Source organism: Paenibacillus sp. FSL H3-0457 (genome assembly GCF_037981725.1).
GTDB lineage: Bacteria > Bacillota > Bacilli > Paenibacillales > Paenibacillaceae > Paenibacillus > Paenibacillus amylolyticus.
The window spans coordinates 6,244,474-6,271,049 of sequence record NZ_CP150283.1 but is presented as its reverse complement, the minus strand read 5'-3'; the positions used below and the strand labels follow the sequence as shown (position 1 = coordinate 6,271,049).

At 47.6% G+C, this 26,576-nt stretch carries 20 protein-coding genes; 17 read left to right on the top strand and 3 right to left on the bottom strand.

The genetic code is table 11. The features are described from left to right. The first annotated feature begins 274 nt into the window (after nt 1-274). The 3 genes from secA (at nt 275) to MHH25_RS27680 (ending at nt 5,176) form a co-directional block, all read left to right on the top strand. Complete coding sequence (gene secA, locus MHH25_RS27690) at nt 275-2,779, top strand: preprotein translocase subunit SecA (RefSeq protein ID WP_036667733.1); 2,505 nt, start codon at nt 275-277, stop codon at nt 2,777-2,779. Between the two features lie 242 nt (nt 2,780-3,021). Continuing rightward, nucleotides 3,022-4,135, top strand: a protein-coding gene (gene prfB / locus MHH25_RS27685) for a peptide chain release factor 2 (protein ID WP_101313559.1) whose coding sequence is annotated in 2 segments (ribosomal slippage) — nt 3,022-3,093 and nt 3,095-4,135 — 1,113 coding nt in all. Because the reading frame shifts where the segments join, the coding sequence is not laid out codon by codon here. Nucleotides 4,136-4,267: 132 nt separating this feature from the next. Beyond that, a complete protein-coding gene (locus tag MHH25_RS27680) occupies nt 4,268-5,176 on the top strand; it encodes a YitT family protein (RefSeq protein ID WP_036612451.1) in 909 nt (302 codons plus the stop codon). A 133-nt stretch (nt 5,177-5,309) separates the two neighbouring features. Here the strand turns inward: MHH25_RS27680 and cls are convergent, their stop codons facing one another. Beyond that, entirely contained in the window at nt 5,310-6,758 is a 1,449-nt protein-coding gene (cls, locus tag MHH25_RS27675; protein ID WP_340018619.1) for a cardiolipin synthase, read from the bottom strand. Between the two features lie 330 nt (nt 6,759-7,088). Here cls and argC point away from each other — a divergent pair, with 330 nt between their 5' ends. From argC to argH, 7 genes are all read left to right on the top strand, one after another. Beyond that, nucleotides 7,089-8,138 (top strand): N-acetyl-gamma-glutamyl-phosphate reductase, encoded by a 1,050-nt coding sequence (argC, locus tag MHH25_RS27670; protein WP_340018618.1) that lies wholly within the window; start codon nt 7,089-7,091, stop codon nt 8,136-8,138. 130 nt (nt 8,139-8,268) lie between these two features. Further along, complete coding sequence (argJ, locus tag MHH25_RS27665; RefSeq protein WP_340018617.1) at nt 8,269-9,507, top strand: bifunctional glutamate N-acetyltransferase/amino-acid acetyltransferase ArgJ; 1,239 nt, start codon at nt 8,269-8,271, stop codon at nt 9,505-9,507. A gap of 336 nt (nt 9,508-9,843) precedes the next feature. After that, complete coding sequence (argB, locus tag MHH25_RS27660) at nt 9,844-10,683, top strand: acetylglutamate kinase (RefSeq protein ID WP_100528444.1); 840 nt, start codon at nt 9,844-9,846, stop codon at nt 10,681-10,683. Nucleotides 10,684-11,046: 363 nt separating this feature from the next. Next, the gene (locus MHH25_RS27655; RefSeq protein WP_340018616.1) at nt 11,047-12,300 is read left to right on the top strand and encodes an aspartate aminotransferase family protein; all 1,254 of its coding nucleotides are present in this window, start codon (nt 11,047-11,049) and stop codon (nt 12,298-12,300) included. A 197-nt stretch (nt 12,301-12,497) separates the two neighbouring features. Then, nucleotides 12,498-13,463 carry an ornithine carbamoyltransferase gene (gene argF / locus MHH25_RS27650; RefSeq protein WP_047840650.1) on the top strand — a complete coding sequence of 322 codons (966 nt, stop codon included), beginning with the start codon at nt 12,498-12,500 and terminating at the stop codon, nt 13,461-13,463. Nucleotides 13,464-13,750: 287 nt separating this feature from the next. Continuing rightward, the gene (locus MHH25_RS27645; RefSeq protein ID WP_017692004.1) at nt 13,751-14,986 is read left to right on the top strand and encodes an argininosuccinate synthase; all 1,236 of its coding nucleotides are present in this window, start codon (nt 13,751-13,753) and stop codon (nt 14,984-14,986) included. A 107-nt stretch (nt 14,987-15,093) separates the two neighbouring features. After that, nucleotides 15,094-16,497, top strand: coding sequence for an argininosuccinate lyase (gene argH / locus MHH25_RS27640; protein WP_036612430.1), 1,404 nt, complete (start codon nt 15,094-15,096; stop codon nt 16,495-16,497). A gap of 206 nt (nt 16,498-16,703) precedes the next feature. On the opposite strand, the gene MHH25_RS27635 is transcribed toward argH, so the two are convergent. After that, nucleotides 16,704-17,492 carry an alpha/beta hydrolase family protein gene (locus tag MHH25_RS27635; RefSeq protein WP_100528445.1) on the bottom strand — a complete coding sequence of 263 codons (789 nt, stop codon included), beginning with the start codon at nt 17,490-17,492 and terminating at the stop codon, nt 16,704-16,706. A gap of 273 nt (nt 17,493-17,765) precedes the next feature. Between MHH25_RS27635 and MHH25_RS27630 the strand changes: the two genes are divergently transcribed. The 4 genes from MHH25_RS27630 to MHH25_RS27615 all read left to right on the top strand — a co-directional run bounded on the left by MHH25_RS27630 (nt 17,766) and on the right by MHH25_RS27615 (nt 21,476). Then, nucleotides 17,766-18,389 (top strand): YhbD family protein, encoded by a 624-nt coding sequence (locus MHH25_RS27630; protein ID WP_036612427.1) that lies wholly within the window; start codon nt 17,766-17,768, stop codon nt 18,387-18,389. A 14-nt stretch (nt 18,390-18,403) separates the two neighbouring features. After that, on the top strand, nt 18,404-19,132 hold the full coding sequence (locus MHH25_RS27625) for a polymer-forming cytoskeletal protein (protein WP_047840647.1): 729 nt from the start codon (nt 18,404-18,406) through the stop codon (nt 19,130-19,132). Between the two features lie 34 nt (nt 19,133-19,166). Next, the gene (locus MHH25_RS27620; RefSeq protein ID WP_340018615.1) at nt 19,167-19,850 is read left to right on the top strand and encodes a hypothetical protein; all 684 of its coding nucleotides are present in this window, start codon (nt 19,167-19,169) and stop codon (nt 19,848-19,850) included. A 72-nt stretch (nt 19,851-19,922) separates the two neighbouring features. After that, nucleotides 19,923-21,476 (top strand): MDR family MFS transporter, encoded by a 1,554-nt coding sequence (locus MHH25_RS27615; RefSeq protein ID WP_076319186.1) that lies wholly within the window; start codon nt 19,923-19,925, stop codon nt 21,474-21,476. Between the two features lie 230 nt (nt 21,477-21,706). Here MHH25_RS27615 and MHH25_RS27610 read toward each other — a convergent pair whose 3' ends face one another. Then, nucleotides 21,707-23,140, bottom strand: a complete 1,434-nt coding sequence (locus MHH25_RS27610) for a VanW family protein (protein ID WP_340018614.1) — start codon at nt 23,138-23,140, stop codon at nt 21,707-21,709. A 254-nt stretch (nt 23,141-23,394) separates the two neighbouring features. Here MHH25_RS27610 and ftsE point away from each other — a divergent pair, with 254 nt between their 5' ends. The 3 genes from ftsE to MHH25_RS27595 all read left to right on the top strand — a co-directional run bounded on the left by ftsE (nt 23,395) and on the right by MHH25_RS27595 (nt 26,456). Next, nucleotides 23,395-24,081, top strand: coding sequence for a cell division ATP-binding protein FtsE (ftsE, locus tag MHH25_RS27605; RefSeq protein WP_024631580.1), 687 nt, complete (start codon nt 23,395-23,397; stop codon nt 24,079-24,081). Next, nucleotides 24,071-24,988, top strand: coding sequence for a permease-like cell division protein FtsX (gene ftsX / locus MHH25_RS27600; protein WP_036612410.1), 918 nt, complete (start codon nt 24,071-24,073; stop codon nt 24,986-24,988). Before ftsE ends, ftsX begins: the two co-directional genes overlap by 11 nt. Nucleotides 24,989-25,175: 187 nt before the next feature. Next, entirely contained in the window at nt 25,176-26,456 is a 1,281-nt protein-coding gene (locus MHH25_RS27595) for a M23 family metallopeptidase (protein ID WP_036612408.1), read from the top strand. The last annotated feature ends 120 nt before the right edge of the window (nt 26,457-26,576 follow it).

The window sequence follows — 26,576 nt, the reverse complement described above, 5'->3', positions numbered from 1 at the left end:
TTACACGGATGACGAAGAGGGCGGAAATGATCTGTAGAAGCGAAGCGTTCGCCTTTATCCCCGGATTTCCCCCTCTGAGAAGAGAGTTTAAAAGAAATCAGGGGATAACAGCGATCGAAAGGACATTCTGGCAACTGAGTTGACGAAGTGTAACCTTCATTAAGCTCAAATCATATTGTTTGTCACCCCCGGGCAAGTGGATGCAATATCCATCCGATGGTGTCGCGTGGCGGCAACAGGGGGTCTATTCTGTTTTGCATGAAAGGGGTATACCATGCTAGGACTTGTCAAAAAGATCTTCGGCGACATGAATGAACGTGATGTTAAACGTCTGATGAAGACGGTCGATGTGATCAATAAACTGGAACCACAATTTCAGGCGTTGTCTGATGAACAACTGAAAGGTAAAACGGACGAATACCGTGCTCGTATTGAAAAGGGAGAAACGACAGATGAACTTCTTCCAGAGGCATTTGCAACCGTACGTGAGGCATCACGTCGTGTACTGGGCAAACGTCACTACGATGTACAGATGCTGGGCGGTATCGCTCTGCATGAAGGCCGTATTTCCGAGATGAAAACGGGTGAAGGTAAAACGCTGGTAGGAACACTTCCAGTATATCTGAACGCGTTAATGTCCAAAGGTGTACACGTGGTCACAGTCAATGACTATTTGGCACAACGGGATAGCCAGGAAATGGGACAAATCTATGAGTTCATGGGCATGACGGTTGGGGTTAACCTCAGCGGTATGGACCATGCGTTGAAACAACATGCATATGCATGTGATATTACGTACGGAACGAACAATGAGTTTGGTTTTGACTATCTGCGTGACAACATGGTGCTGTACAAAGAGCAAATGGTACAACGTCCATTGTTCTTCTGTATCATTGATGAAGTAGACTCCATCTTGGTCGATGAGGCGCGTACGCCACTCATTATCTCTGGACAAGCTCAGAAGTCGACGGATATGTACTATGCAGCAGATCGTTTTGTGAAACGTTTGGTGCCTGAAGAAGACTTTACGGTAGACATTAAAGTGAAATCCGTAGCGTTGACTGAGGCGGGCGTGGCAAAAGCAGAGAAAGCATTTGGTATCGAGAACTTGTATGATCATGCCAATGTAACTCTCAACCATCACATTGTACAGGGCTTGAAAGCTAATGCAATCATGCGTCGTGACGTGGATTATGTGGTCAGTGATGAGGAAGTCATGATCGTCGATGAATTCACAGGTCGTCTGATGTCTGGACGTCGTTACAGTGATGGATTGCACCAAGCGATTGAAGCCAAAGAAGGCATTGAAGTACAAAATGAGAGCATGACGCTTGCTACGATTACCTTCCAGAACTATTTCCGGATGTACCGTAAACTTGCGGGTATGACGGGTACAGCGAAAACCGAGGAAGAAGAGTTTAAAAAAATCTACGGTCTCGAAGTACTGCAAATTCCAACCAACCGCCCAAACAAGCGGGATGACATGGCAGATGTCGTGTACAAGAGCATCGATGGCAAGTTCAATGCCGTTGTAGAAGAGATCGTGGCACGCCACAGTAAGAATCAACCGATTCTGGTAGGTACAGTGTCCATTGAGAACTCTGAACGTCTGTCTGACATGCTTAAACGCCGTGGTGTCAAACACCAGGTACTGAACGCCAAGTACCACGCGGAAGAAGCAGAGATCATCTCAGGAGCTGGTCAAGCGGGTGCAGTAACGATTGCAACCAACATGGCAGGACGGGGTACAGATATTATCTTGGGTGATGGTGTAGCTGAAGTAGGCGGCCTTCATATCATCGGTACAGAGCGTCACGAATCACGCCGGATTGATAATCAGCTACGTGGCCGTGCGGGACGTCAAGGTGACCCGGGTTCAACACAATTCTACCTGTCACTGGGTGATGAATTGATGAGACGTTTCGGTGCAGACAATGTATTGAACATGATGGAGCGTCTTGGTTTTGAAGAAGACCAACCGATCGAGAGCCGGATGATTACCCGTGCAGTAGAATCAGCGCAGAAGCGTGTTGAAGGTAACAACTTTGACGTGCGTAAAGTCGTTCTCCAATATGATGATGTAATGAACCAACAACGTGAAATTATATATAAACAGCGCCGCGAGGTACTGGAGTCCGAAAATATCAAACAAATCGTTATGGATATGATCAAGCCTTCCATTGAACGTATCGTTGAAGCACATTGTAGTGACGATATCCCGGAAAACTGGGAGCTTCAGGAAGTTGCTGATTACATGAACAGCAAATTGCTGGACGATGGTTCCATAACTAAAGATGATCTGTGGGGTAAGGAAGCAGAAGAGATCATCGAGTTCCTGTTCACGAAAGTTCAGAACAAGTACAATGCACGTGAAGAGCGAATTGGCGAAGAGATGGTTCGTGAGTTCGAGAAAGTGGTTGTGCTCCGTGCAGTAGACAGCAAGTGGATGGATCATATTGATGCAATGGATCAATTGCGTCAAGGTATCCACCTTCGTGCCTACGGCGGTACAGATCCACTGCGTGAGTACCAGTTCGAAGGCTTCGAGATGTTCCATCAAATGATCGCTTCGATTCAAGAAGAAGTAGCGACTTATGTGATGAGAGCACAGATCGAGAGCAATCAGGAGCGTCAAGCGGTTGTTGAGGAAAGTCAGATCTCGACAAGCGGTGAACCTGCTGAGAAACGTCCAGTGAAGGTTTCTGACCAAATCGGACGTAACGATCCATGCCCATGTGGTAGTGGTAAGAAGTTCAAACACTGCCACGGTCAAGAGTAGTTAAAGGGTTCATTTATACACGAATGACATGAATGGCTCCTTGCAGCCGGGTATTCCATAGGATGAAGTGAAGGATGCAAAACCGATTAATGGTGCATAGTTATAATAATATGACCATGATCACGGGGAAGAGAGATACTGATACAACAGTAGTCTCAACACCAGGGTAACGCATCGGATACTTGATCTGGAGGAATGCCCTGGATGCGGGGAGCTTATCTTAATGAAAAGAGGAATTGCACATGATCGATCCAAACGTGAAGCATGACCTGCGTGAAATAGGCAAGAAACTAACCAACCTTAGGGGGTCTCTTTGACTTAGATCTGAAGCAAGAGATGATCGGCAACTTCGAAGTGAAGATGTCTGCTCCGGATTTCTGGGATGATAGTGACAAGGCGCAATCCGTAATCGCTGAGCTAAATGCGGTGAAGGGATCTGTGGATCAATACACCAAACTCCAACAGGACTACGATGATGCGGTGATGATGGTAGAACTGGCTGACGAGGAAGGCGACGAAGACCTCGCTGCAGAGATCGGTAGAAGCGTCACAGCGATCGTGAGCAAGGTGGCAGAGTTCGAACTTCAGCTGCTCCTGAACCAGCCGTATGATAAGATGGATGCCATTCTAGAGCTTCATCCGGGCGCAGGTGGTACCGAGTCACAGGACTGGGGACAAATGTTACTGCGGATGTATACACGTTGGTCCGAGAAGCGTGGCTTCAAGGTTGAGGTGCTGGATTATCTGCCAGGAGATGAGGCGGGGATCAAGAGTGTCACGCTATCGATCAAGGGGCACAATGCTTATGGTTATCTGAAAGCCGAGAAGGGTGTACACCGACTGGTGCGGATCTCTCCTTTTGACTCATCGGGCCGTAGACATACGTCCTTCGTATCATGTGATGTGGTTCCTGAGATTGATGATACGATTGAATTGGACATTCGAACAGAGGATCTCAAGATTGATACCTACCGTGCGAGTGGCGCGGGTGGACAGCATATCAATACCACCGACTCAGCCGTGCGGATTACCCACCTTCCGACAGGTGTAGTTGTAACGTGTCAGAATGAACGTTCACAGATCAAGAACCGTGAGCGGGCGATGAAGATGCTTCGTTCGAAATTGTATGAGCGTAAAATTGAAGAGCAAAAACAACAGCTGGATGAAATCCGAGGAGATCAGTCGGATATTTCATGGGGTAGCCAGATTCGCTCCTATGTGTTCCATCCCTATAGTATGGTAAAGGATCACCGTACAAGCGTAGAGACTGGAAATACAGGGGCAGTAATGGACGGCGACCTCGATGCATTCATCGATGGTTATTTGCGTAGCCAGATTAAAGTAGAAACCGATTAATATAAGTTCCTGTATGGACCCATACGTGTAGGCGTATGCTGGTGTATACGGGAGCTTTTTTTTGAATAATTTTATAGGATAGAAAAAATGAGCGAACAACTGATCAGTCACATAAAAGGAGAGCACGAGAACATGCAACAACGATCACAACTTCACAATAATCGCAAAAAGAGGATAACTAGCCTCATTCCACTCAATGGTCCATGGAGAAACGTCGTGGATACGGTATCTATCATTGTAGGTTCGTTTTTAATTGCAGTGGCCTTTAATTTATTTTTATTACCAAATCAGATCGCTTCGGGTGGGGTGTCCGGGTTATCAATTCTGGGCAAGGAATGGCTTAATTGGGAGCCGGCATATACCCAATGGGCAATTAATATCCCACTTTTGATTGCGGGTTTCCTGCTCATTGGCAAGCAGTATGGTGTTCGCTCGGTATTGGGCAGTATTGTCCTGCCACTGTTAGTTTATCTCACGAAGGATTGGGCCATTCCAACAACGAATCCGCTACTTGGTTCACTGTATGGTGGGATTGGTGTTGGTTTAGGGATTGGAATTGTATACCGAGGTAGAGGATCAACAGGTGGCATGAGCATTCTTGCCAGAATCGTACAGAAATACAGCGGACTGAGTTATTCTCTTTGTGTCGTAATTATGGATGCTACGGTTATTATTATGGCTGCTTTTGTATTGTCGTTGGAGCAGTCCCTCTATGCGCTGATTGGGTTGTATGTTACTGGTAAAGTGATCGATGCTGTTGAGATGGGGCTGGGCTTTTCAAAGGTGGCTTATATTATCTCCAACCAGACCGAAGCGATTAGCAAAGTGATTCTGGATGATCTGGATCGCGGATTAACGAAGCTGGAAGCCAAAGGCGGTTACACTGACGATCAACGAACAGTACTGATGGTAGTCGTTGGGCAAAATGAGGTGCCAAGACTTAAAGCGTTGATCCGGTCTGTGGACCCAGGAGCTTTTGTCATTATTAGTAACGCGCACGAAGTGCTTGGTGAAGGTTTTAAGCGGGGAGAACATGTGTGAACGGTGTGAAAAATAGCGGGTGAGCCGTGTAGGCTCATAAGTTTGGAATTTCAAGACAAGAAAAAAACAGGTACATCCTTCTCCGAAATGACGGGAGAGGATGTGCCTGTTTTTTTACTATAAATATTGACCGCTACAAAATCGGAGATAGCAGACGGGAAATGGCTTCTTTGAAGCGGATAATGAGACTACGTTTTTGGTATTCATCGAGCGTCATTTCCCGCGATACATGCAGGTCGTGCTCAAAGGTTTGTACAAGTGCTGTCGCAATCGCTTCATCGTACATAAAAGCATTAACCTCAAAGTTCAACCGGAAACTGCGGTAGTCAATATTGGCGGTTCCCACGGATGCAACCAAACTGTCAATGATAAGTGTTTTGGCATGAATGAAGCCATTATCATATATAAATACTTTGGCGCCCACCTTCAACAACTCACCAATATAAGATAACGTAGCCCAATATACAAAGGCGTGGTCGGGTTTATTTGGAATCATAATGCGAACATCAATGCCGGACAGACACGCGAGACGAATAGCTTCGAATACACTGGCATCCGGGATAAAATAAGGCGTTTGAATCAGAATCGATTGTTTGGCCCCATTAATCATCTTGAGGTAACTGTTCTTGATATGTTCAGTCTCTGCATCCGGTCCACTGGAGACAATCTGCATGGCAATCTTTCCTGTACCCTCGATATGAGGGAAATGCGCCGGAACATAAGGTGTGTCGTGTTGTTTGGACGCTTCATTCCAATCCAGGAGAAAACGGGTCTGCAGCGCATGAACGGCATTCCCTTGAATACGCAGATGTGTGTCACGCCAGTAACCGAATTTGGAGTTCAAGCCGAGATACTCATCTCCAACGTTAAACCCGCCTGTGTACCCAAGGTTACCATCGATGATGACAATCTTACGGTGGTTCCGGTAGTTCATACGCAAGTTGATCAGACTGAATTTGGAGGGGAAAAAGACTTCAACCAAACCGCCTGCTTCGCGCAATTCTTTGAAAAAGCGTTTGGATACCCGCCGCGATCCGAGCGCGTCATACAGCAAACGAACTTTGATGCCTTCACGCGCTTTGCGGATGAGTGCATCTCGAATTCTTTTGCCCAGACGGTCGCCTCTATAAATGTAGTATTGTACGTGCACGTGATCCTGAGCCGCTTCGATGTCATCCAAGAGCCGCTGGAATTTATCTGTTCCATCCGTAATGATCTCGACCGCATTATCTTCCGTCACCAGAGCACCGTTCTGCTTCAGGTTCATATAGATCATGTCCTGGCTAGTCTCGGTTGCTTGGTTGCGGAAAGGGGTGCGGTTATCGTGCAACTGCGTGAGCTGGGCTTCAATACGTTCCTCTAGCCCGAGCTTCTTACGTTCCTTCCACTGGAAAAGCCGGTATCGGGTCAGGTTCTGACCGGTTAAAAGATAAAGTAAAAACCCAAACACCGGAATAAAGTTCAAGACGAGCAGCCAAGCCCAGGAAGCACTGGCATCCTTCCGTTCGAAGAAAACGACTGCTGCGGCAAAAATAATATTCAGGCCAAGGAGTACAATAAGTAAAATGGATTCGATATGCACTATAGTCCCCCACGTCTCATAATGACCATCATGAATCTATTCATATGTCCTTGGTAGCAGGTTAGTTATGAATGAGACCCTGATTGTAATGTTTCCTACTAATACGTATTTTAACAGATGTATACCAATTCGTCCCGGATGAGAAAAAAAGATATGTTCGGATTGGATGAAAATCCATGTGAAATTGATGATAGAGTGTTGTATTTATATAACCAGAGTCGTATAATAATACACAAATATGCATATAAGCGACGGAATTGCTGTGTTCAAGTATCCTTCAGGCAAGGACATAGCACAAGTAGCGCATACATCGAGATTGGGGGAGCGAGAGTGAATAACAAATTAAAAGTAGCAATCGTCGGTTCCACCGGCTACGGCGGGGTGGAGCTGATTCGTTTTTTCCAGAACCATCCGCTGGTTGAAATCACATCGGTGATCTCATCATCGAGCAGTGGTGAGTCCATCGCAGATGGATTTCCGCATTTGACGGGCGTGATTCACAGGCCACTCGACGGTGTAGATCCGGCTGAAATTGCGAGTCGTGCGGATCTGGTATTCACAGCGACCCCGTCCGGCGTAAGTGCTAAGCTCGTACCAAGCCTGCTGGCAGCAGGACTTAAGGTGATTGACCTGTCTGGCGATTTCAGACTTAAGGATGGAACAGTGTACGAAGAGTGGTACAAACATCCGGCGCCTCCAGCTGATTTGCTGGAACAAGCGGTATACGGCATGGCTGAGGTGTATGGCGAAGAAGTGAAGGGACAGAATTTTATATCCAACCCAGGTTGTTATCCAACGGCTACACTTCTTGGACTGATCCCTGCAGTAGAGGCAGGCTGGATTGATCCTTCTACTATTATTATTGATGCTAAATCAGGCGTATCCGGTGCAGGACGGGGAACCCATCTGTCGTACCATTATGCAGAGATGAACGAGAATCTCAAAGCCTATAAACTGAATAAACATCAACATATTCCCGAGATCGAACAAGTGCTTGGCAATATAACGGGAACGCCTGTTACGGTTACTTTCACAACACATCTGGTGCCAATGACACGTGGAATTATGAGTACGATGTATGCAAACCTCGTTGGGGAACACAGCGACCGGGAGATCGTGGATTTGTACCGCAAATATTATGAGAACCGACCTTTCGTACGTGTACGTGAACCGGGCATCTGGCCTTCTACCAAAGAAGTGTACGGATCCAACTATTGTGATATCGGATTTGCGGTGGATTCTCGCACAGGGCGTTTAACGATTATTTCGGTCATCGACAACCTGGTGAAGGGTGCTTCCGGGCAAGCGATTCAAAATATGAACCTGATGATGGGATGGGAGGAGAACCTCGGGCTGAACATGACACCGGTATATCCATAAGGGATTGGAATTCAGGAGGAGCACTGGGACATTCGGTGTAAGAGTGCTCTCTCAGAGTCTTCTAGGGAGAACGGATTAGGTTAAGCAGGCGATCATCAGCATATAGCTGAACGCATACGGGGGATATGATATGGGAACGAATGTGGAGCAACAGACTTTTACCGTGGTTGAGAACGGAACAATTGTAACCCCTGGGGGATTCACTGCTGGTGGACTTCACTGCGGATTGAAAAAGACATCTCGCAATGACATCGGAGCAATCCGATGTGATGTACCGGCTACAGCTGCTGCTGTATACACGACGAACGTGTTTCAAGCAGCACCACTCAAAGTAACGCGCGAAAGCTTGAGCAACGGACGCCTTCAGGCTGTTATCGTTAACAGTGGTAATGCTAATGCATGTACAGGGCAACAAGGGGAAGAAGATGCTTATGCGATGCGATCGGCTGCTGCGCGTGAGTTGGGTGTGGCAGAAGAAGATGTGGCTGTGGCATCCACAGGTGTCATTGGGGAGTTGCTCAAAATGGATGCTGTACATTCAGGTATCACTGGTCTTCCAGCGCATATGGGCAAGGAGTCGAATGAGGCGGAGCAATTTTCACAAGCGATTCTGACAACGGATTTGGTGAAAAAGGAAGCTTGCGTCTCCGTTATAGTTAACGGTAAGACGGTTACAATTGCGGGAGCCGCCAAAGGCTCGGGTATGATTCATCCGAATATGGCGACAATGCTCGCTTTCATGACCTCTGACGCGGTCATTGGTGCAGAAGCGTTGCAGAGCCTGTTGCGCCAGGCAACCAATCATACATTTAACATGATTACCGTAGATGGAGATACGAGTACAAACGACATGCTGGTAGCTATGTCCAGTGGATATGCAGGCAATGAAGAGCTGACGATGGAGCACCCGGACTGGGATGCTTTTGCAGCTGGATTCACCTATGTATGCCAAGTGCTGGCCAAAGCCATTGCTCGCGATGGTGAAGGAGCAACCAAACTGGTCGAGGTAGAAGTTACAGGAGCAGTAAGTGATGAGTCCGCGCAAGCAATCGCGAAAACTGTCATCGGTTCGAGTCTTGTGAAATCCGCCATGTTTGGCGCAGACGCCAACTGGGGACGGATTATTGCAGCCGTAGGGCGTGCAGGACAGCCGGTAAACCCGGATACCGTAGATATCCGTTTGGGAGATATCTCGGTACTCGCGCAGTCCCGTCCCGTCGTGTTTGATGAAGAAGCGGCATTGGCCTATTTGCAGACTGATACAGTTCGCATTGTGGTGGATCTGCACCACGGCGAAGGAATAGCAACAGCCTGGGGCTGCGACCTGACGTATGACTACGTCCGAATTAACGCCGCATACCGCACGTAATAAACCTTTGGGGTAAAGGTTTTACGAAACAGCTGTCTTCTATTGTGAAGCTGTTTCGTGAGATGTTTCAAAAATTATCAATGAAATTTAAACTTGTTGTTTGGTGTTGGACATATAGCGATAGTAATGGAGAAGACGGAATTGATTCTGCAGAAGCGGAGCGGTCGCCTTTGTCTCCGGGTGTTCCCCTATATAGGGATAATTCAAGATACCTGGAGACAACAGCGATCGAAAGAACAATCCGAATTCGGAATGGACTCCTACCAGGCTTTGTGACCGTATAAAAGTGTTATATTTTTTTGAATATAATTTTTACTATGATAGGAGCTTGCCCTCATGAATTCAACAATGCCAAACGAGAGTACCGCAACGGAAGCGAGCACAGAGAAACAGATGTTTGTCATGAAATGTGGAGGCAGCACGCTGGCAGCATTGCCCGAGTCTTTCTTTGCGGATCTGCGTGATCTGCAGTCTCAGGGCACGCAACCAGTCATCGTGCATGGCGGAGGTCCTGCGATCTCGGATAACCTGGCGAAGCTTGGTATCGAAACCGAATTCGTTAATGGCCTGCGCAAAACAACTGAACCTGTGCTGGACGTAGTGGAGATGGTGCTTGCGGGCAGTATCAACAAACAGATCGTGCGCCTGATTCAGCGTGTGGGCGGTCGTGCACTAGGCTTGTCCGGCGTGGACGGGGGTCTCATTCAGGCGAAGCCCGTATCGAACCACGCAGAGATCGGTTGGGTAGGCGATGTCACTGGTGTGAACGCAGAGATTATCCAAGGCATCGTGAACATGGGATACATGCCGGTTATCGCACCGGTTGGCGTAGATGCAACTGGACAACGCTACAACATTAACGCAGATACAGCTGCGGGTGCAGTGGCATCTCATCTCGGCGTAAGCCGGATGATTGTCGTGACAGACGTTCCTGGCATCATGAAGAACGTAGGCGGCGAGAAAAAAGTACTGCCATCCGTATCTGTACAAGAGATTGAGGACATGATCCAGACCGGAGAAATCTATGGCGGTATGATTCCCAAAGTACGTGCAGCAATTGCATGTATTCATGGCCAAGTACGTGAGGTCGTCATCGTAGACGGCAGCGAACCCCAAATCCTGAGCCGAGTGCTCAGCGGAGAAATCATCGGAACAAGAATCATCCGTATGCAATAATTTGCTCGATACGCTAGGGTCTTAATAGTCTTATTTAAATAAAATATGTGCACGGCTTTTTTATATAAGAAATCTAATATTACACTCACATATCGTAGGGTGCAGAACCAATCTGAAGAATAAAAATGCATAACGGAGAGGACAGAAATAACCTGAAGAAGCGGAGCGTGCGCCTTTATCACAGGATTTTCCCCATTGAAGGGGAATAAAAAAAATCCAGGGATAACAGCGATCGGAAGGTTGTTCTGTCATCGAAGTGTAGTATGCATACGTTCGGAAGATGGTTCCGCAATCGGAGTGATCTAGTGTATAAAAGCTCTTATATAATTGCCGTTGTACCAACCAATAAGGAGTGATAGGGTCATGGCAAAAGGCAACGAACAGCCAGGTTCTGGCACAGCGGTAGCGGGCGCAACAGCAACCGGTGCAGCCGCACAGACGGAAAGCTCGCTTTTCCAAACGTATGCGCGTTATCCAATCAGTCTGGTCAAAGGTAAAGGCAGCTTGTTGTGGGATGACCAGGGCAACCGTTATCTCGATTTTATGTGCGGACTCGCTGTAACTAGCCTGGGCCATGCACCGGAGAAAGTTGGAGCCAAGCTGAAAGCTCAGATTGATGAGTTGTGGCATGTGTCCAACCTGTTCCAGATTCCAGGCCAGGAGAAAGCAGCAGCATTGCTGACAGCCAATACATGCGCTGATGCAGTGTTTTTCTGCAACAGTGGTGCCGAAGCGAATGAAGCAGCTATCAAAGTTGCACGTCGTTATCACCAAAAGGTGAAAGGCACAGATCGCTATGAAGTGATCACCTTTGCCCAGTCCTTCCATGGACGGACACTCGCAACGCTGACAGCAACCGGACAGGATAAGGTGAAAGAAGGATTTTTACCATTGCCAGCCGGATTTGTAACTGTACCTTTGCATGATATCCCTGCCCTTGAAGCGGCAATTGGACCCAACACAGCAGCTATTATGCTGGAAATGGTTCAGGCCGAGGGTGGTGTATATCCGGTTGAACCGGAATTCGTCAAACATGTACGGAAATTGTGTGACGAGCATGGGTTGCTGTTGATTGTCGATGAAGTACAAACAGGAATGGGACGTACGGGTAAATTGTTTGCGCACGAACATTATGGCATTGAGCCAGACGTGTTCACCGTTGCCAAAGGCATCGGCAGTGGTTTTCCTGTAGGCGCGATGTTGGGTAAAGGTTTCCTGCGGGATGCGTTCACGCCAGGTAGCCATGCGACGACATTTGGTGGAACACCACTAGCTTCATCCGTTGTAATCGCAACAATTGAAACGATGCTGGAAGATCGCTTGCCAGAGCGTGCAGCGGAGATGGGTGAATACCTGATGAGCTCCCTGCGGAATCGTTTGGTGGGTAATTCCTTTGTGAAGGAAGTTCGTGGCTTGGGATTGTTGGTCGGCATCGAATGTGCTGAGCCGGTAGGTGATATTGTACTTGCTGGGCAAAAACGCGGTATCTTGTTTGTCTCTGCAGGACCGAATGTGATTCGTTTGCTTCCGAACCTGTATGTGAGCAAAGAAGAGATCGACGAGGCGGTATCCTTGGTAGCCACATTGATCGAAGAGCACGTAGCGGCGAAAGCCTAACATAAAAATGAGAACCTTTCTGTCTCGGGGCCATTACCGGCCTCGAAGCAGAGCGAGATGATGAATCCCTGTAGCCGCGCGGTGAACTTGCAGAAGGTGGAAATGAATAAACTTGAGAAGCATCCAAACAAAGTGTCAACGTTGCTCTCTTCTGCCCATGCGGGTGCAGGGAACCGGAAATAAGGAGGACATTATAGATGACAGCACAACAGACGGAAAAGATTCAGAAAATTGATCTGAGAGGCCGGGATTTTATCGAATTCACGGACTACACAGCAGAGGAAATTCGTTATCTGCTTGATCTCGCAATTGAGATTAAAGGCAAGCAAAAAAGCGGTGTACCTTTTCAACCGTTGAAAGGCAAAACGATCGGACTTATTTTTGAAAAATCATCCACACGTACGCGTGTATCCTTTGAAGTGGGTATGTTCCAATTGGGCGGACACGCGCTCTTCCTGAGCAAAAATGATATCCAGCTGGGTCGCGGGGAAACAACACATGATACAGCCAAAGTATTGTCCCGCTACCTGGACGGCATCATGATCCGTACCTTTGGACACCATAATGTAACTGAACTGGCAGAGCATGCCGATGTTCCGGTCATTAACGGCCTGAGCGATGCAGCGCATCCTTGTCAGGTACTGGCAGACTTCCAAACGGTGCTGGAGCACAAAGGCAAGCTCGCAGGTCTGAAAATGGCTTACATCGGAGATGGCAACAACATGGCACACTCCCTGATGCTCGGAGCAGCGAAGATGGGAATGCATGTTGCTGTAGCAACGCCAGAAGGTTATGAGCCGGATAGCGCAGTTGTGGAGCAGGCGCGCATTATCGCACAGGAGAGCGGTTCTGAAGTGACTGTAACCTACAGTGCACAAGAAGCAGCCAAAGATGCAGATATCGTGTATACGGATGTATGGGCGAGCATGGGCTTTGAAGAAGAGCAGAAGATTCGTGAGCAGGCATTTGCGGCATATCAAGTGGACGAGGAACTGATGAAAGGCGCGAAGCCGGACTACATGTTCTTGCACTGTCTGCCAGCACACCGCGGCGAAGAAGTGAGTGCCGGTGTAATTGACGGACCGAACTCCCTGATCTTTGATCAGGCGGAGAATCGCTTGCATGCACAGAAAGCATTAATGGCTGCATTAATGAGCGAATAGATGCTATTTGCCTTTATGGGTTGATTTTAGGCGCAGATTTCGCGATGATAGATTCATCTATAATGTACTTTAAAAAGTTAATTAAATAAGAAGCATACACAAACACGGAGAGACAGAAAAAGCCTGAAGAAGCGAAGCGTTCACCTTTATCCCCGGATTTTACCCTTTGTCATAAAGGGATGAAAAAAATCTGGGGATAACAGTGATCGGAAGGATTTTCTGGCTCGTAGGATTCAGTGTATGAAGGCTCTGTTTAACTTAACTGATCTTGGGGAGGACCATTGAACATGGCTAAGGAAAAAATTGTACTCGCGTATTCAGGCGGGTTGGACACATCTGTAATTTTGAAATGGTTGAAAGAAACGTATGATGCAGAGATTATCGCTTTCACAGCGGATATTGGACAAAAGGATGAATTGGACGGTTTGGAGGAAAAAGCACTGGCAACAGGCGCTTCCAAAGTATACATCGACGATCTACGCGATGAATTCGCAAAAGATTTTATCTATCCGATGTTCCAGGCAGGTGCCCTCTATGAAGGACAATACCTGCTTGGCACAAGTATTGCTCGTCCACTGATCGCTAAACGTATGGTGGACATCGCTCGTGCAGAAGGTGCTACAGCCATCGCTCACGGCGCTACAGGTAAAGGAAATGATCAAGTTCGGTTTGAGTTGAACGCGGCTGCACTGACACCAGATATTAACGTAATTGCACCTTGGCGTCTGGAAGAATTCCGTAACCAATTCCCGGGACGTGCCGAGATGATCGCGTACGCTGAGAAACATGGCATTCCGGTAACCGCTTCTGCGGCTAAACCATACTCCACAGACCGTAACTTGCTGCATATCAGCTATGAGAGCGGTGTGCTCGAAGATCCTTGGTTCGATCCAAGCGCGGACGAGAACAAAGACATGTTCCTGCTGAGCAGTGCACCTGAAGATGCACCAGATCAAGCGGAATATGTTGAACTGGAATTCGAACAAGGTGACTGTGTTGCACTGAACGGTGAGCGCCTGAGCCCGCTGCAAGTGATGGAGCAACTGAACGAGCTGGGTGGCAAACATGGTATTGGCCGTGTAGATATGGTTGAGAACCGTTTTGTTGGTATGAAGAGCCGTGGCGTATACGAAACACCAGGTGGAACAATCCTGTTCACAGCACACCGCAAAATGGAATCCATCACGATGGACCGTGAAGTGATGAACCTGCGTGATAGCCTGATCACACGTTACAGCACACTCGTTTACAACGGCTTCTGGTTCGCACCGGAACGTCTGGCGCTGCAAGCGCTGGTGACTGAAAGCCAGAAGAACGTAACAGGTACGGTTCGTGTGAAACTGTACAAAGGCAACATCATCGGCGCAGGTGTGAAAAGTCCTGTCAGCCTCTACAATCCGGACATCGCAACCATGGAAGCTGATCCAACGCAAGCCTACGATCAAGGTGATGCAACAGGCTTTATCCGCCTGAATGCACTGCGTTTGAAAGTAAACTCCGGCGTGGAGCAAAACAAAAACTAATTTCAACCTGCATCTATAGAGCTATATCAATATAAATGACAAGGCAGGCCGTTCTTGCACATCTGGCAGGAGCGGCTTTGTCCATGAGCGAAAGGGGAGTACTCACCGTGAGCAAGCTGTGGGGAGGACGTTTTACAAAACAAACCAATCATTTGGTTGAGGAATATACGGCATCGATCAATTTTGACAAGGCCTTGGCTGAGGAAGATATTCAAGGAAGTCTGGCTCATGTAACGATGCTGGGCAAATGCGGCATTCTGCCAGCGGAAGATGTAGAGACCATCAAAGAAGGATTGATCACCGTTCTGCACAAAATCCGTGCGGGCGAAGTGGAATTCTCCGTATCGGACGAAGACATCCACATGAATATTGAGAAAAACCTGATCGAGACGATTGGTCCTGTAGGCGGTAAATTACATACAGGCCGTAGCCGGAACGATCAAGTTGCAACGGATATGCACCTGTACCTGCGTGAGCGCGTCGTTGGATTTGTAGGCATGCTGCATTCCTTGCAGGAAGCACTGATTGGACAAGCGAAAGATAACCTCGATACCATCGTACCGGGTTATACGCATCTTCAACGGGCACAGCCGATTCTGTTCGCTCATCACCTGATGGCGTATGTATCCATGTTCCAACGGGATGCGGAGCGTCTGATGGACAGCTACAAACGCATTAACATCCTGCCACTGGGCGCAGGTGCGCTCGCGGGCACAACATTCCCGATTGACCGTCATTTTGTCGCGGAACAACTGGGCTTTGATGGGGTTTACGAGAACAGTCTGGACGCAGTAAGCGACCGTGACTTTATCGTTGAGTTTCTGGCGGCAGCTTCGCTGATCATGACTCACTTGTCCCGTTTGAGCGAAGAGTTGGTACTGTGGAGCAGCACGGAGTTTGGTTTTGTGGAATTGGACGACGCATTCTGCACAGGCAGCAGCATCATGCCTCAGAAGAAAAATCCGGACGTTCCTGAACTCGTGCGTGGTAAAACAGGACGTGTGTACGGCAACCTGATCGGTTTGCTGACGGTACTGAAATCTCTTCCACTGGCATACAACAAAGACATGCAGGAAGACAAAGAAGGTATGTTTGACACAGTAGCGACGCTGGAGGGTGCGCTGCAACTGTTTGCTCCAATGATCGCGACAATGACAGTGAACAAGGATCGGATGCGTCAAGCGGTCAACCAGGATTTCTCCAATGCTACGGATATTGCCGACTTCCTCGTAGGCGAAGGTTTGCCTTTCCGTCAGGCGCATGAAGTGATTGGTAAAACGGTGCTGTACTGCATCCAGAACAGCAAGTATTTGCTGGATCTGACGATTGATGAATTCCGTCAGTTCTCACCACTGTTTGATGACCGGATCTATGATGTGCTGCAACCGGAAGCGGTAGTGAACGCTCGTAATGTTTACGGCGGGACAGCTTCGGGTCAAGTTGCTGAAGCGATTGGACGCAGTGAGAAGGTACTGGAGATCACCGAGCAATGGATTACGAACCGCGGTTAATACCACCGCTACTATAAGGTACACTTACAGATACAACAGTACAACAAAGAAGCAGGCCAGAGAACTTTGTTCTCAACGGCCTGCTTCTTTGTGTTGTACAGCGATGTGCCCTAGATATATTGAACTCAACCGCGAACGGAAGGTAGGTTGTTGTACTAGCGGAGTACCAGTTTAGTTACTCCTGGTAGCTCCATTGCAATTCTCCACTAATCGCGCTTTTGTAAAGGCAACCATTTCAATACATCCTGAATCTTGGCATCCCAGTAGCCCCACTCATGTTCACCAGGCCCTTCATCGTATGTCAGTTCGAAGTTCGTCTGTTCACAGGCTTGACGGAAGGTTTGATTATCCTCATACAGGAAATCTTCCGTTCCGCAGCATTGGTAGAGCAAAGGTCGAGGATTTTCGCTAGATTGATTTTCTTTTAACAGATGGATCAGATCATTCTCGGTGCCTGCCACCTCTGGTCCGAAAATACGTTGTAACTCCGTCTGTTGCAATGCTGAGGATGCGTTTCTATCCATATGTGCAGACATATCGAGTGCTCCAGACAAACTGGCAGCTGCAACATATTGATCTGGTTTACGAAGGGCCAGCTTGAACGCCCCATAGCCACCCATGGATAATCCGGCAACGAAATTGTCCTCCCGTTGGTCTGAGAGTGGGAAGAAAGAACGAGCAAGTGCCGGGAGTTCTTCACTGATAAAGCTCCAATAACGTCCGCCTTCTACCATATCTGTATAGAAGCTGCGGTGAACCTGTGGCATAACAACGGCGATCCCGAGGTTGGCCACATAACGTTCGATGGAAGTCCGACGCAGCCAGATGGAATCATCATCAGACAGGCCGTGCAGCAGGTACAGGGTTGGGTGTAGTCCTTTGCCAGTCACATTCTCCATGCCGATCTGATTGTGGGTTTGTTGCGGCAGAATGACATGCATGCTGGTGCTAAGCCCGAGCGTATCCGAGTAAAAATCACATTTAATAAGTGCCATGAGTATAAGAAACCCCTTTCATAAGTTCGTTAACCACGTGTTCTGACATGAGACGATGGGATGGAAATCGGATGCCTAGGCCTCAAAGTGTTTATATGTAACAGGTTATACGCATTACTCTTCCATTGCAATAACAAGATCTACAGTAGAAAACAAAGAAACTCACACCAATGGTTAAAATGGGAGTCTGTAATCTGATCATCGATTTTTCAATGTGGTTTACAACGTAACAATGTTATGTTACACTCATTTCAATAAAAAGGGGGACCATATATGACGGATGATTTGATCTCCAAGAAAGAATTGTTGGACCTGACAGGAATCTCATACGGCCAGTTATACCGTTGGAAGCGAAAAAATCTCATTCCGGAAGAATGGTTCATTCGGAAGTCGTCCTACACCGGACAAGAGACCTTTTTCCCCAAACAACAGATTTTACTGCGCATTGACAAGATTCTCAATATGAAAGACGGATTATCGCTGGATGAGCTGGCAGACGTGTTTTCACCTACGTTGGGTGAAGTAGAGATGTCTGCACAGCAACTATTAGAGCGAAACATTGTTTCACAGATCTCGCTGGATCTGTTAAAAGAAGCAGGTCGAGAACAACCGCTGTATGCTTTGGAGCAGATTATGATGCTCTACGTCCTTGATAAGCTGTTAATGAGCGGAGATATTACTCGGCAAGAGGGTGCGTTGCTGATCGAAGTGATGTCCGAACATTATTATCGTTTTACTGGCAAACCCAGCGAACTCGTGCTTATTCGTAAGATGGGTGTTCCTTCATTCATGCTGGTAACAGCAGGAACGGAGTTTTATTTTGACAATGGTGTGAAAGTGGTTCTTAGGCAGCCGATGGGAACATTTATGGAAGAATTAAAACTCAAATTGGGATAAGGAGAGGTTCATCTATGGAAGAGCGGAATAAGCGGAATGATCTGAATGTGGCGGGCATAAGTCAAACGGCAGGCGGGAATTTTCACCGTGTATCTATTGATGGCATGGCTAAGGTGAACGGCAACCTGGACTGCACCTCTATGGAAGTGAATGGAACATTGAAGATGCATGGCGCTTTGACCTCCGAGAGTGCAGCGATTAACGGCATGTGCACGTTGAATGGACCTCTGACCAGTTCTCGTGTTCGGGTGGATGGTTTGACGACGATTAACGGAGATCTCCATAGCCCTGAGCTTGAAGTGAACGGAAAGTGTACCGTACGTGGAAGAGTGGATGGGGAACGAATTGATATTGGCGGTGTGATCGATATTGAAGGGGATGTCCAATGTGAGTCCCTGAATGTACGGGGCAATATTAAGATCAGCGGTTTACTGAATGCGGGAACAGTGGAGATCAGGCTGCATACATCATCTTCGGCTAAAGAGATTGGCGGAGAGCGTATCGATATTCGTCGCAAGGAACAACAGAATGGCTTTTGGAAAAGTATTGGTCTGGGCGGGACTCCTTCATTTAAGACTTCCTTAATTGAGGGTGATGAGATTGTGCTGGAAGATACCGAAGCTGACATTGTTCGGGGGAGTAACATTTTTATCGGTCGCGGCTGTAACATCAGACTGGTTGAGTATTCAGGTGAACTTGAGGTAGATCAGGATGCCAAGGTGGGCAGCAGTCAGCGAATTTAAAGTTTGGATATGGAGAGAAAGGGATGGGATCGACATGAATAACAATCCTGGGCGTTCATTGGACAAAAAAATGGATATCAGCATCGTTGGTGATGGCAGTTCTTCTGGTGGCGTGTACGGCAAGATCAAGGTCGTAGGGGACGCGTCCTTTAACGACAATCTATCTTGTGAACGATTCAAATGTACGGGTACATCGGTCATATACGGATCGCTTGAATCCACAGATATTAAAATTACCGGAACCCTGACTCTAACAGAGCGAGAGACCAGCAACGATGGTGAGGATGGAATCCAGGCATCTGGCCTGCATGCCAAAGCTGAGCATATAAAAGTGGTCGGTGAACTTCATCTGTCAGGGGATTGTCAGGCGGAAAATATCAAGCTGAACGGGCGTTTGACGATAGCGGGGATGCTAAGCGCTGAACACATGACACTCAAAATCATGGGTCCATCCGAGGTCAAGGAAATGGGTGGTTCCATCATCTCGGTGAAGAGTGGCCGGTTGAATGACTTGTTTACGGGGAGTAAGTCAATTCTCAAAGCACAGGTTATTGAAGGTGATGATATTGAATTAGAGAATACGGAGGCAGAGATTGTCCGTGGCGATAAAATAAAAATCGGTCCTGGCTGCCGGATTGGTACAGTGGAATACCGTTCATCTCTGCAAATTCATCCGCAATCGGAAGTTTTGCTGCAAAGCAATCGGTCCTTGGACTGATTAACGCAGACTTCTTTTCGGATATACTAATGCAGTCATATGAATAGAGCGTGAATGGAGAGATTGAGTACAATGGCTGCACGTAAAAACAGTATTGGATTGGTGCTGGCAGGGTTACTGCTCAGCATACTAATGGCTTCGATGGATAATACCATCGTGGCAACAGCTATGGGGGATATTGTCGGGAAGCTGGGTGGGCTCGACAAGTTCGTCTGGGTTACCTCCGCGTACATGGTGGCTGAGATGGCAGGGATGCCGATCTTCGGTAAGTTATCCGATATGTATGGACGGAAGAAGTTTTTTGTATTTGGTATTATTGTGTTTATGCTTGGCTCAGCGCTGTGCGGAACGGCAACGTCTATTGTGGAATTGACGATGTACAGAGCGATTCAAGGTATTGGTGCGGGGGCCCTGGTGCCGATTGCCTTTACGATCATGTTTGATGTCGTTGCACCAGAATCTCGTGGTAAATTGGGTGGATTGTTTGGAGCCGTCTTTGGCCTCTCCAGCGTATTCGGACCTCTGCTCGGTGCTTACATTACCCAGTATGCGACATGGGAATGGGTATTCTATATCAACCTGCCGCTAGGCTTGATTGCATTTGTGTTTATTGCGTTCTTCTATAAAGAATCCCATCAGCATCAATCCCAACAGATCGACTGGCTGGGTGCTGTAACACTGATCGGTGCTGTTGTGTGCCTGATCTTTGGTCTGGAACTGGGCGGCAAAACATTTGCCTGGGGTTCCTGGCAGATTCTTGGCTTGTTTGCCGGATTTGTAGCATTAGCGCTGCTCTTCCTTTTTGCAGAAACCAAAGCCAAAGAACCAATCATCTCCTTCAGCATGTTCCGCAACCGGGTCTACTGGTCCAGTAACGTTATTGGTATGTTCAGTGGTGCGGCGTTCATTACAGCATCCGTGTACATTCCGATCTTCATACAGGGGGTACTCGGTGGTAAAGCGACCAACTCCGGTCTTGTGCTGCTGCCCATGATGCTTGGGTCCGTTGTGACGGCGTCCTTGGGCGGGGTGTTGATGACCAAAATCAAGTATCGTAATATCATGATTCCTACGTTGGCTTTACTTGTCATAGGACTTGGATTGTTGACTACGTTGGATGAGAACTCATCCCTTTGGACGATACGTATCTACATGGTGATGGTTGGTCTGGGTGTCGGTGCTTCGTTCTCCGTACTTAGCAATGCAGCCATGAATGCGTTTGAACCGCAAAGACGCGGTGCGGCAAGCTCCACACTTAACTTTTTGCGGTCCCTCGGTATGACGATGGGCATTACGATCTTTGGTATCGTACAGAGCCAGGTATTTACGCGTAAAATGAACGATGCTCTCGCTGGTTCAGCTGCGGAAGCAGGTGGTGCTTCAGCGGGTGGCGTGCCGCAGGGAGTGGATCTGACCGATCCACATGCGCTACTCTCACCAGAACTTAGACAGGCGATTCCGCCTCAGGTGCTGGATACCATCACACATGCCCTGTCTTCTTCCATCGTACAGTTATTTGCCTGGGCTGTAATTCCGGCTGCACTCGCGTTGGTCGCTTCCTTCTTCATGGGAAGAGAGAAGATGGTTGTAGGCGAAGAGCAAGGCGAATACACTGGCGGTCACTAAACCGTAATGCAGTAAACTGTAAGTTACGGTAGTAAAGCTGATTGTAGCTTGGTAAAACTCGAATAACATATCTTGAAAATGTAGAGACACACTTCTCGCTTATCCTCAAAAGGGACGTGAAGTGTGTCTTTTTGTTTTCGTGTGATCAGCTTATCCTTATCCATGAATTACGGCAGGACCTTGTTTGTACCATTCCGTGATCTGTAAGTTGTCGGTTGCTTTGAAAAAAATTAAGGTTGCTTCGTATCGCTAATACCATCCTCGACAACAGAAGGTTCTTGTGGATCTGGCAAGCTGCTATGACCGGAGCGGGCAATTAGACGATTCTGAGCTTTGTACGTATCCCGTGTAATCGTTTTGGATTCGACCACTTTGCCGTCCAGTCTCTTGGTTCTTACCGTCTCAACAATATATCCAGGCTGTCCGTCTTGCAGCACCTGCTGTGCACCATCAGGCAGTACAGTACTGGACACATACTTTACCGGAACACTTAATGTTTCAATGGTGCGAGATTCAAGTGCATAGCTGACATTCTCCGGGAATGTGCCGAAAAATTTCACCATCAATTGATGGTTCTTCACCTCTGCATGAATGAGTAAGGATTTTCCTGTATTGTTCTTGAAGCGAAAATTGATGGCTCCCGAGGCAAAGGTGGCATCCAGTCCTTTGGGCAAATATTTGACCGGCAGGGAATGGTTGCGACGCTCAATAATATCAAGACCCGTCAATAGCGCTGCGTTATACACCGTACTGGATACCTGACAGATTCCCCCGCCAATTCCGGGGGTTAGTCTGCCATTAACAATGACCGGGGCCTCACGAAACCCATACTCCTTTTCAGCTTTACGGACGACCTTCTCATAATCGAATGTGGCATCTGGTGGCAAAATCATGCCGTTAATCGCTTCCGCTGCTGCGCTGACATTATGTATCCGGCCTTCACTACTATTGCCCAGACCCGTGGAGAACTGGATGATCTTTCGGTCAATGCCTTCCTGGCGCAGCGAATCAAGAGTTACTTCAGGTTTCAGCGTATACAGTGGTACCTGGATCAGCAATGGGGCTGGTTTTTCATCCGGGTTCAGTACACTGAAATCTCGGTGCAACTTGGTCTGAATGAGACTTGTGAGTGTATCCCAATCAATGCGGCGGACGCCCTTTTCCGGGATATACTGGACTTTGTCACTTGTGGTAATGCGGCGAACAGCGTCCGCAGGTGTACCGAAGGTTTCTTTTTCCCAGGCAGGGCTGAGATGTTCTTGGAGTGGTCTTGAGTTGTAGGTCATATCGAGAGAGAACTCTTTCGGAAAATGATAACGTGCATAAGCGCGTTCCCACAGGTTACCTTCCTCCAGCTGTTGTATCGCGGATTTCAAGCTGTTAACGTTGTAGCTCACCCCCACCTGAGCTGCGCTATACGACATCGTCTGGGGGTTGGGTTCAGTCACTTCAAAGGTGACAGGCCAGTCCTCCAGCTTTTGGATCTGCTCATCCAATTCATGCAATACGTTCTTGCGATTCTTCCCCTCCACCAGCATGCCGCCAACATGAACGTTTTTGGGCAGGGCAGGTTGATTCACGTACATATACAGCAATCCATAAGACGCGGAGCCGATCAAGAGGATGGAGAATAGAACAATGACCGTCAAATGTATTTTTTTCATAACCGTACGCTCCTTTATACTTCAGTTGTTCCCGACTTTGTAACACTTTCTATATATATGATCCAATGCAGGAAAACTTTCGGGTACTCAATAGGTAACAAATTTGTTACAATAAACTTCATATGAATCCATGCTTCACCATTGAAACAGGAACGAAGTGGATTTTTCCCTGATGAAATTCAGGTCTTTTTAAAGGAAATGCCGGGATTGTGTCGAAATGATAATGGCTAACTATGCGAGCAGGAAGTGATGATGTGATAGAAATGCAGGACGTGTGGAAGACCTACGCCAATGGGACCCACGCATTACAAGGGGTATCGGTGAAGATCGACCGCAATGAATTTGTTTATATCGTCGGTCCGTCCGGAGCAGGTAAATCGACATTTATGAAATTGATGTACAGAGAAGAAGTTCCGACCAAAGGACAAATATCCATTAACGGATTTAATATTGGTAAGTTGAAGCCAAGAAAGATTCCTTATGTGCGTCGTAACATCGGCGTTGTGTTCCAGGATTTTCGTCTGCTGCCACGGATGACAGCATTTGAGAATGTGGCATTTGCCATGGAAGTTATTGAAGCACCGAAGCGTCATATCAAAAAACGGGTGATGGAAGTGCTCGACTTGGTGGGACTGCGGAGCAAGGCAAATCGCGAACCTTCACAGCTCTCAGGTGGAGAACAGCAACGTATTGCCATTGCACGGGCTATCGTCAATAACCCATCGGTTATTATCGCGGATGAGCCTACAGGTAACCTCGATCCGGAGACGTCGTGGGGCATTATGCAACTGCTGGATGAGATCAATTTCCGGGGAACAACCATTGTTATGGCAACCCACAACAAAGATATCGTGAATACGATGCGTAAGCGGGTAATTGCGATTGAACGTGGACAGATTGTACGGGATCAGATGAGAGGGGAATACGGTTATGAATTTTAGTACTCTCTTGCGCCATCTGCGGGAGGGATTCAAAAACGTATTCCGCAACGGCTGGATGTCTGTGGCCTCCATCATGTCCATCATTGTGTCGCTATTGATTCTTGGTGTGTTTATGTTACTGGTCCTCAATGTGAACTCCATGGCGAATCAGGTTGATAGCCAGGTGGAGATCAGCACGTTCCTCGAACTGAATGTGGACGAGAACCTGCGTAACACACTGGAGCAAGAAATCAGTGCGATGCCTGAAGTAAGTGAGATTCGTTTTGTTTCCAAGGAAGAAGGACTCAAGGAGTTCCGTGAGCGTCTTGGAGAGAGCGCAGATAACGTGCTTAGCGGTTTCGATGTGGACAACAACCCACTGCCGGAGACCATTGAAGTTGAGGTCATTGAACCGGAAACCGTCACTTTTGTGGCGCAAAAAATCGAAGCTTTGAACGAAAAACACCCGGAGAAGCCGATCATGAAAGTGAACTACGGCAAGGAAACGGTGGAAGTGTTGTTCAAATTTACGAAGCTTGTTCGTAACATCGGATTTATTTTTGTCGGGGGACTGGGTCTCATGTCCATGTTCCTGATCTCGAATACGATTCGCGTAACGATTCTGGCACGTCGCCGGGAGATCGGAATTATGAAGCTGGTTGGCGCAACCAATACCTTTATTCGCTGGCCTTTCTTTATTGAAGGTGCACTCATTGGATTTATTGGCTCGGTCATTACGGTTGGTGTGCTGTTTGTTGGATACAGCCAGTTGATGAAGACGATTGGTCAGGATGTTTTCATGCAGATGCTTAACTTGATCCCGCTCGGCGAAATCTGGGGGCTGTTTGGAACACTGTTGATCGGACTTGGTGTGCTGGTAGGTATTTTGGGAAGTACACTGTCCATTCGGAAATCACTCAACGTTTAATTTTGTTTTCAACGATCGAATTGCAGAATATGTCGAAAAGAATGGTAAAGCAGGTTCATTAATGGACGCTGTTTGACGATATGTAGGAAAGACGGAGTCTTTTAAGATTGAAGAAAGCAAAGAACATGCTGTTCACCACCTGTGCAGGTTGCTTTCTTGTGAAATCATAGGATGGGGGATCATCATTTTGAAAAAAACCGCTTCGCTGCTGGCCTTTACGTTATTGGCCAGTTTGACGCTTCAACCTTCTGACGGATATGCCAAGAGTAGCATCAGCGATATTGACCAACAGATTCAGCAACTGGAGAGCAAGGCGGCTTCTGCCAAGCAGGAGCAAAAAAAAGCGGCTTCCAACAAAAAGGAAGCACAGCATTACAAGAACAAAACCAACGCTTATCTGAAGGTTGTTATGGAACAGATCAATGTCGTTAGTGATGAACTGGCGAGTGTATCCTTGCAGATCGAGAACACGGAGGAAGATCTTCGTACAACGAAAAAAGATCTGCAAGCGGCAGAAGAACGCATTGTTGCAAGGGAAAAATTGTTGGAGTCACGCGTGCGCCTGATGTATACGGACGGTGCTGTATCCTATCTGGATGTATTGTTGTCCTCTACTAGCTTCACTGACTTCCTGACCCGTGCGGATTCACTCAAAACGATTGTGGATCAGGATCAGCATCTGCTGGATGAGCACAAAGCGGACAAGCAACTTGTCGTGGACAAAAAGGCAGAATTGGATGTGCAATATGCGGAAGCCAAGAGCCTGTATGCACAGAAGAAACAGCGTAAGTCCCAATTGAATGAAAAAGAAGCGGAAAAGCAAGTGCTTCTCGCTTCATATGATGCTAAAATTGAAGAGTCAGAAGAGCTGACACAAGAGCAGGAAGATGTATTAATGCAGATTGCCAGCAAACGTTCGGCACTTCTTCAAGAGAAAAATAAATTGCGTGAACAGCAGGCGGCTGCCGCAGCCAAAGCAAAAGCCGCAGCAGCGGCTCGGGCGAAAGCTGCAGCCAAGGCGCCTACTAGAGTGAGTTCGGATAGTAGCAGTGAGGTCACGTATTCATCCGGTAATGGTATCTTCTCCAGACCGGTATCTGGAGGACGTATTTCTTCTGGATTCGGCCCCCGTACCCATCCAATTACGGGCGTAGTGGGTAAAATGCATGCCGGTGTCGATTTTGCTGTTCCTCAGGGAACTTCGGTTCATGCTGCTTCTGGCGGAATCGTGATCATGGCTGAATGGTATAGCGGTTATGGTTATACGGTTATTGTGGACCACGGCGGTGGACTATGGACGTTATATGGTCACTTGCGCGAAGGTGGATTCAAAGTCAGCAAGGGAGACACAGTAAGCAAAGGGGATACCATTGCGGAGTCAGGAAATACAGGGAACTCTACTGGACCTCACTTGCACTTTGAAGTGAGAGACAACGGTACCGCTGTAAATCCGATGAACTATTTGTAATTATTGCTCCATCGTTCGAATGGAAAAAACATATTCCGTACAAGCTAGACATATACTAAGCTGGCATGTTCAGGGAATGGATTCTGGCAACAATGGAATCGGACACGCTTCAAAACTAAA

Coding starts and splice junctions, on each gene's coding strand:
- MHH25_RS27630 (WP_036612427.1), top strand. CDS start 17,766: ATGACGGATGATTTGATCTCCAAGAAAGAATTGTTGGACCTGACAGGA.
- MHH25_RS27615 (WP_076319186.1), top strand. CDS start 19,923: ATGGCTGCACGTAAAAACAGTATTGGATTGGTGCTGGCAGGGTTACTG.
- argJ (WP_340018617.1), top strand. CDS start 8,269: ATGGGAACGAATGTGGAGCAACAGACTTTTACCGTGGTTGAGAACGGA.
- MHH25_RS27610 (WP_340018614.1), bottom strand. CDS start 23,140: ATGAAAAAAATACATTTGACGGTCATTGTTCTATTCTCCATCCTCTTG.
- argB (WP_100528444.1), top strand. CDS start 9,844: ATGAATTCAACAATGCCAAACGAGAGTACCGCAACGGAAGCGAGCACA.
- secA (WP_036667733.1), top strand. CDS start 275: ATGCTAGGACTTGTCAAAAAGATCTTCGGCGACATGAATGAACGTGAT.
- MHH25_RS27655 (WP_340018616.1), top strand. CDS start 11,047: ATGGCAAAAGGCAACGAACAGCCAGGTTCTGGCACAGCGGTAGCGGGC.
- MHH25_RS27680 (WP_036612451.1), top strand. CDS start 4,268: ATGCAACAACGATCACAACTTCACAATAATCGCAAAAAGAGGATAACT.
- MHH25_RS27620 (WP_340018615.1), top strand. CDS start 19,167: ATGAATAACAATCCTGGGCGTTCATTGGACAAAAAAATGGATATCAGC.
- ftsX (WP_036612410.1), top strand. CDS start 24,071: ATGAATTTTAGTACTCTCTTGCGCCATCTGCGGGAGGGATTCAAAAAC.
- MHH25_RS27645 (WP_017692004.1), top strand. CDS start 13,751: ATGGCTAAGGAAAAAATTGTACTCGCGTATTCAGGCGGGTTGGACACA.
- argF (WP_047840650.1), top strand. CDS start 12,498: ATGACAGCACAACAGACGGAAAAGATTCAGAAAATTGATCTGAGAGGC.
- MHH25_RS27625 (WP_047840647.1), top strand. CDS start 18,404: ATGGAAGAGCGGAATAAGCGGAATGATCTGAATGTGGCGGGCATAAGT.
- MHH25_RS27635 (WP_100528445.1), bottom strand. CDS start 17,492: ATGGCACTTATTAAATGTGATTTTTACTCGGATACGCTCGGGCTTAGC.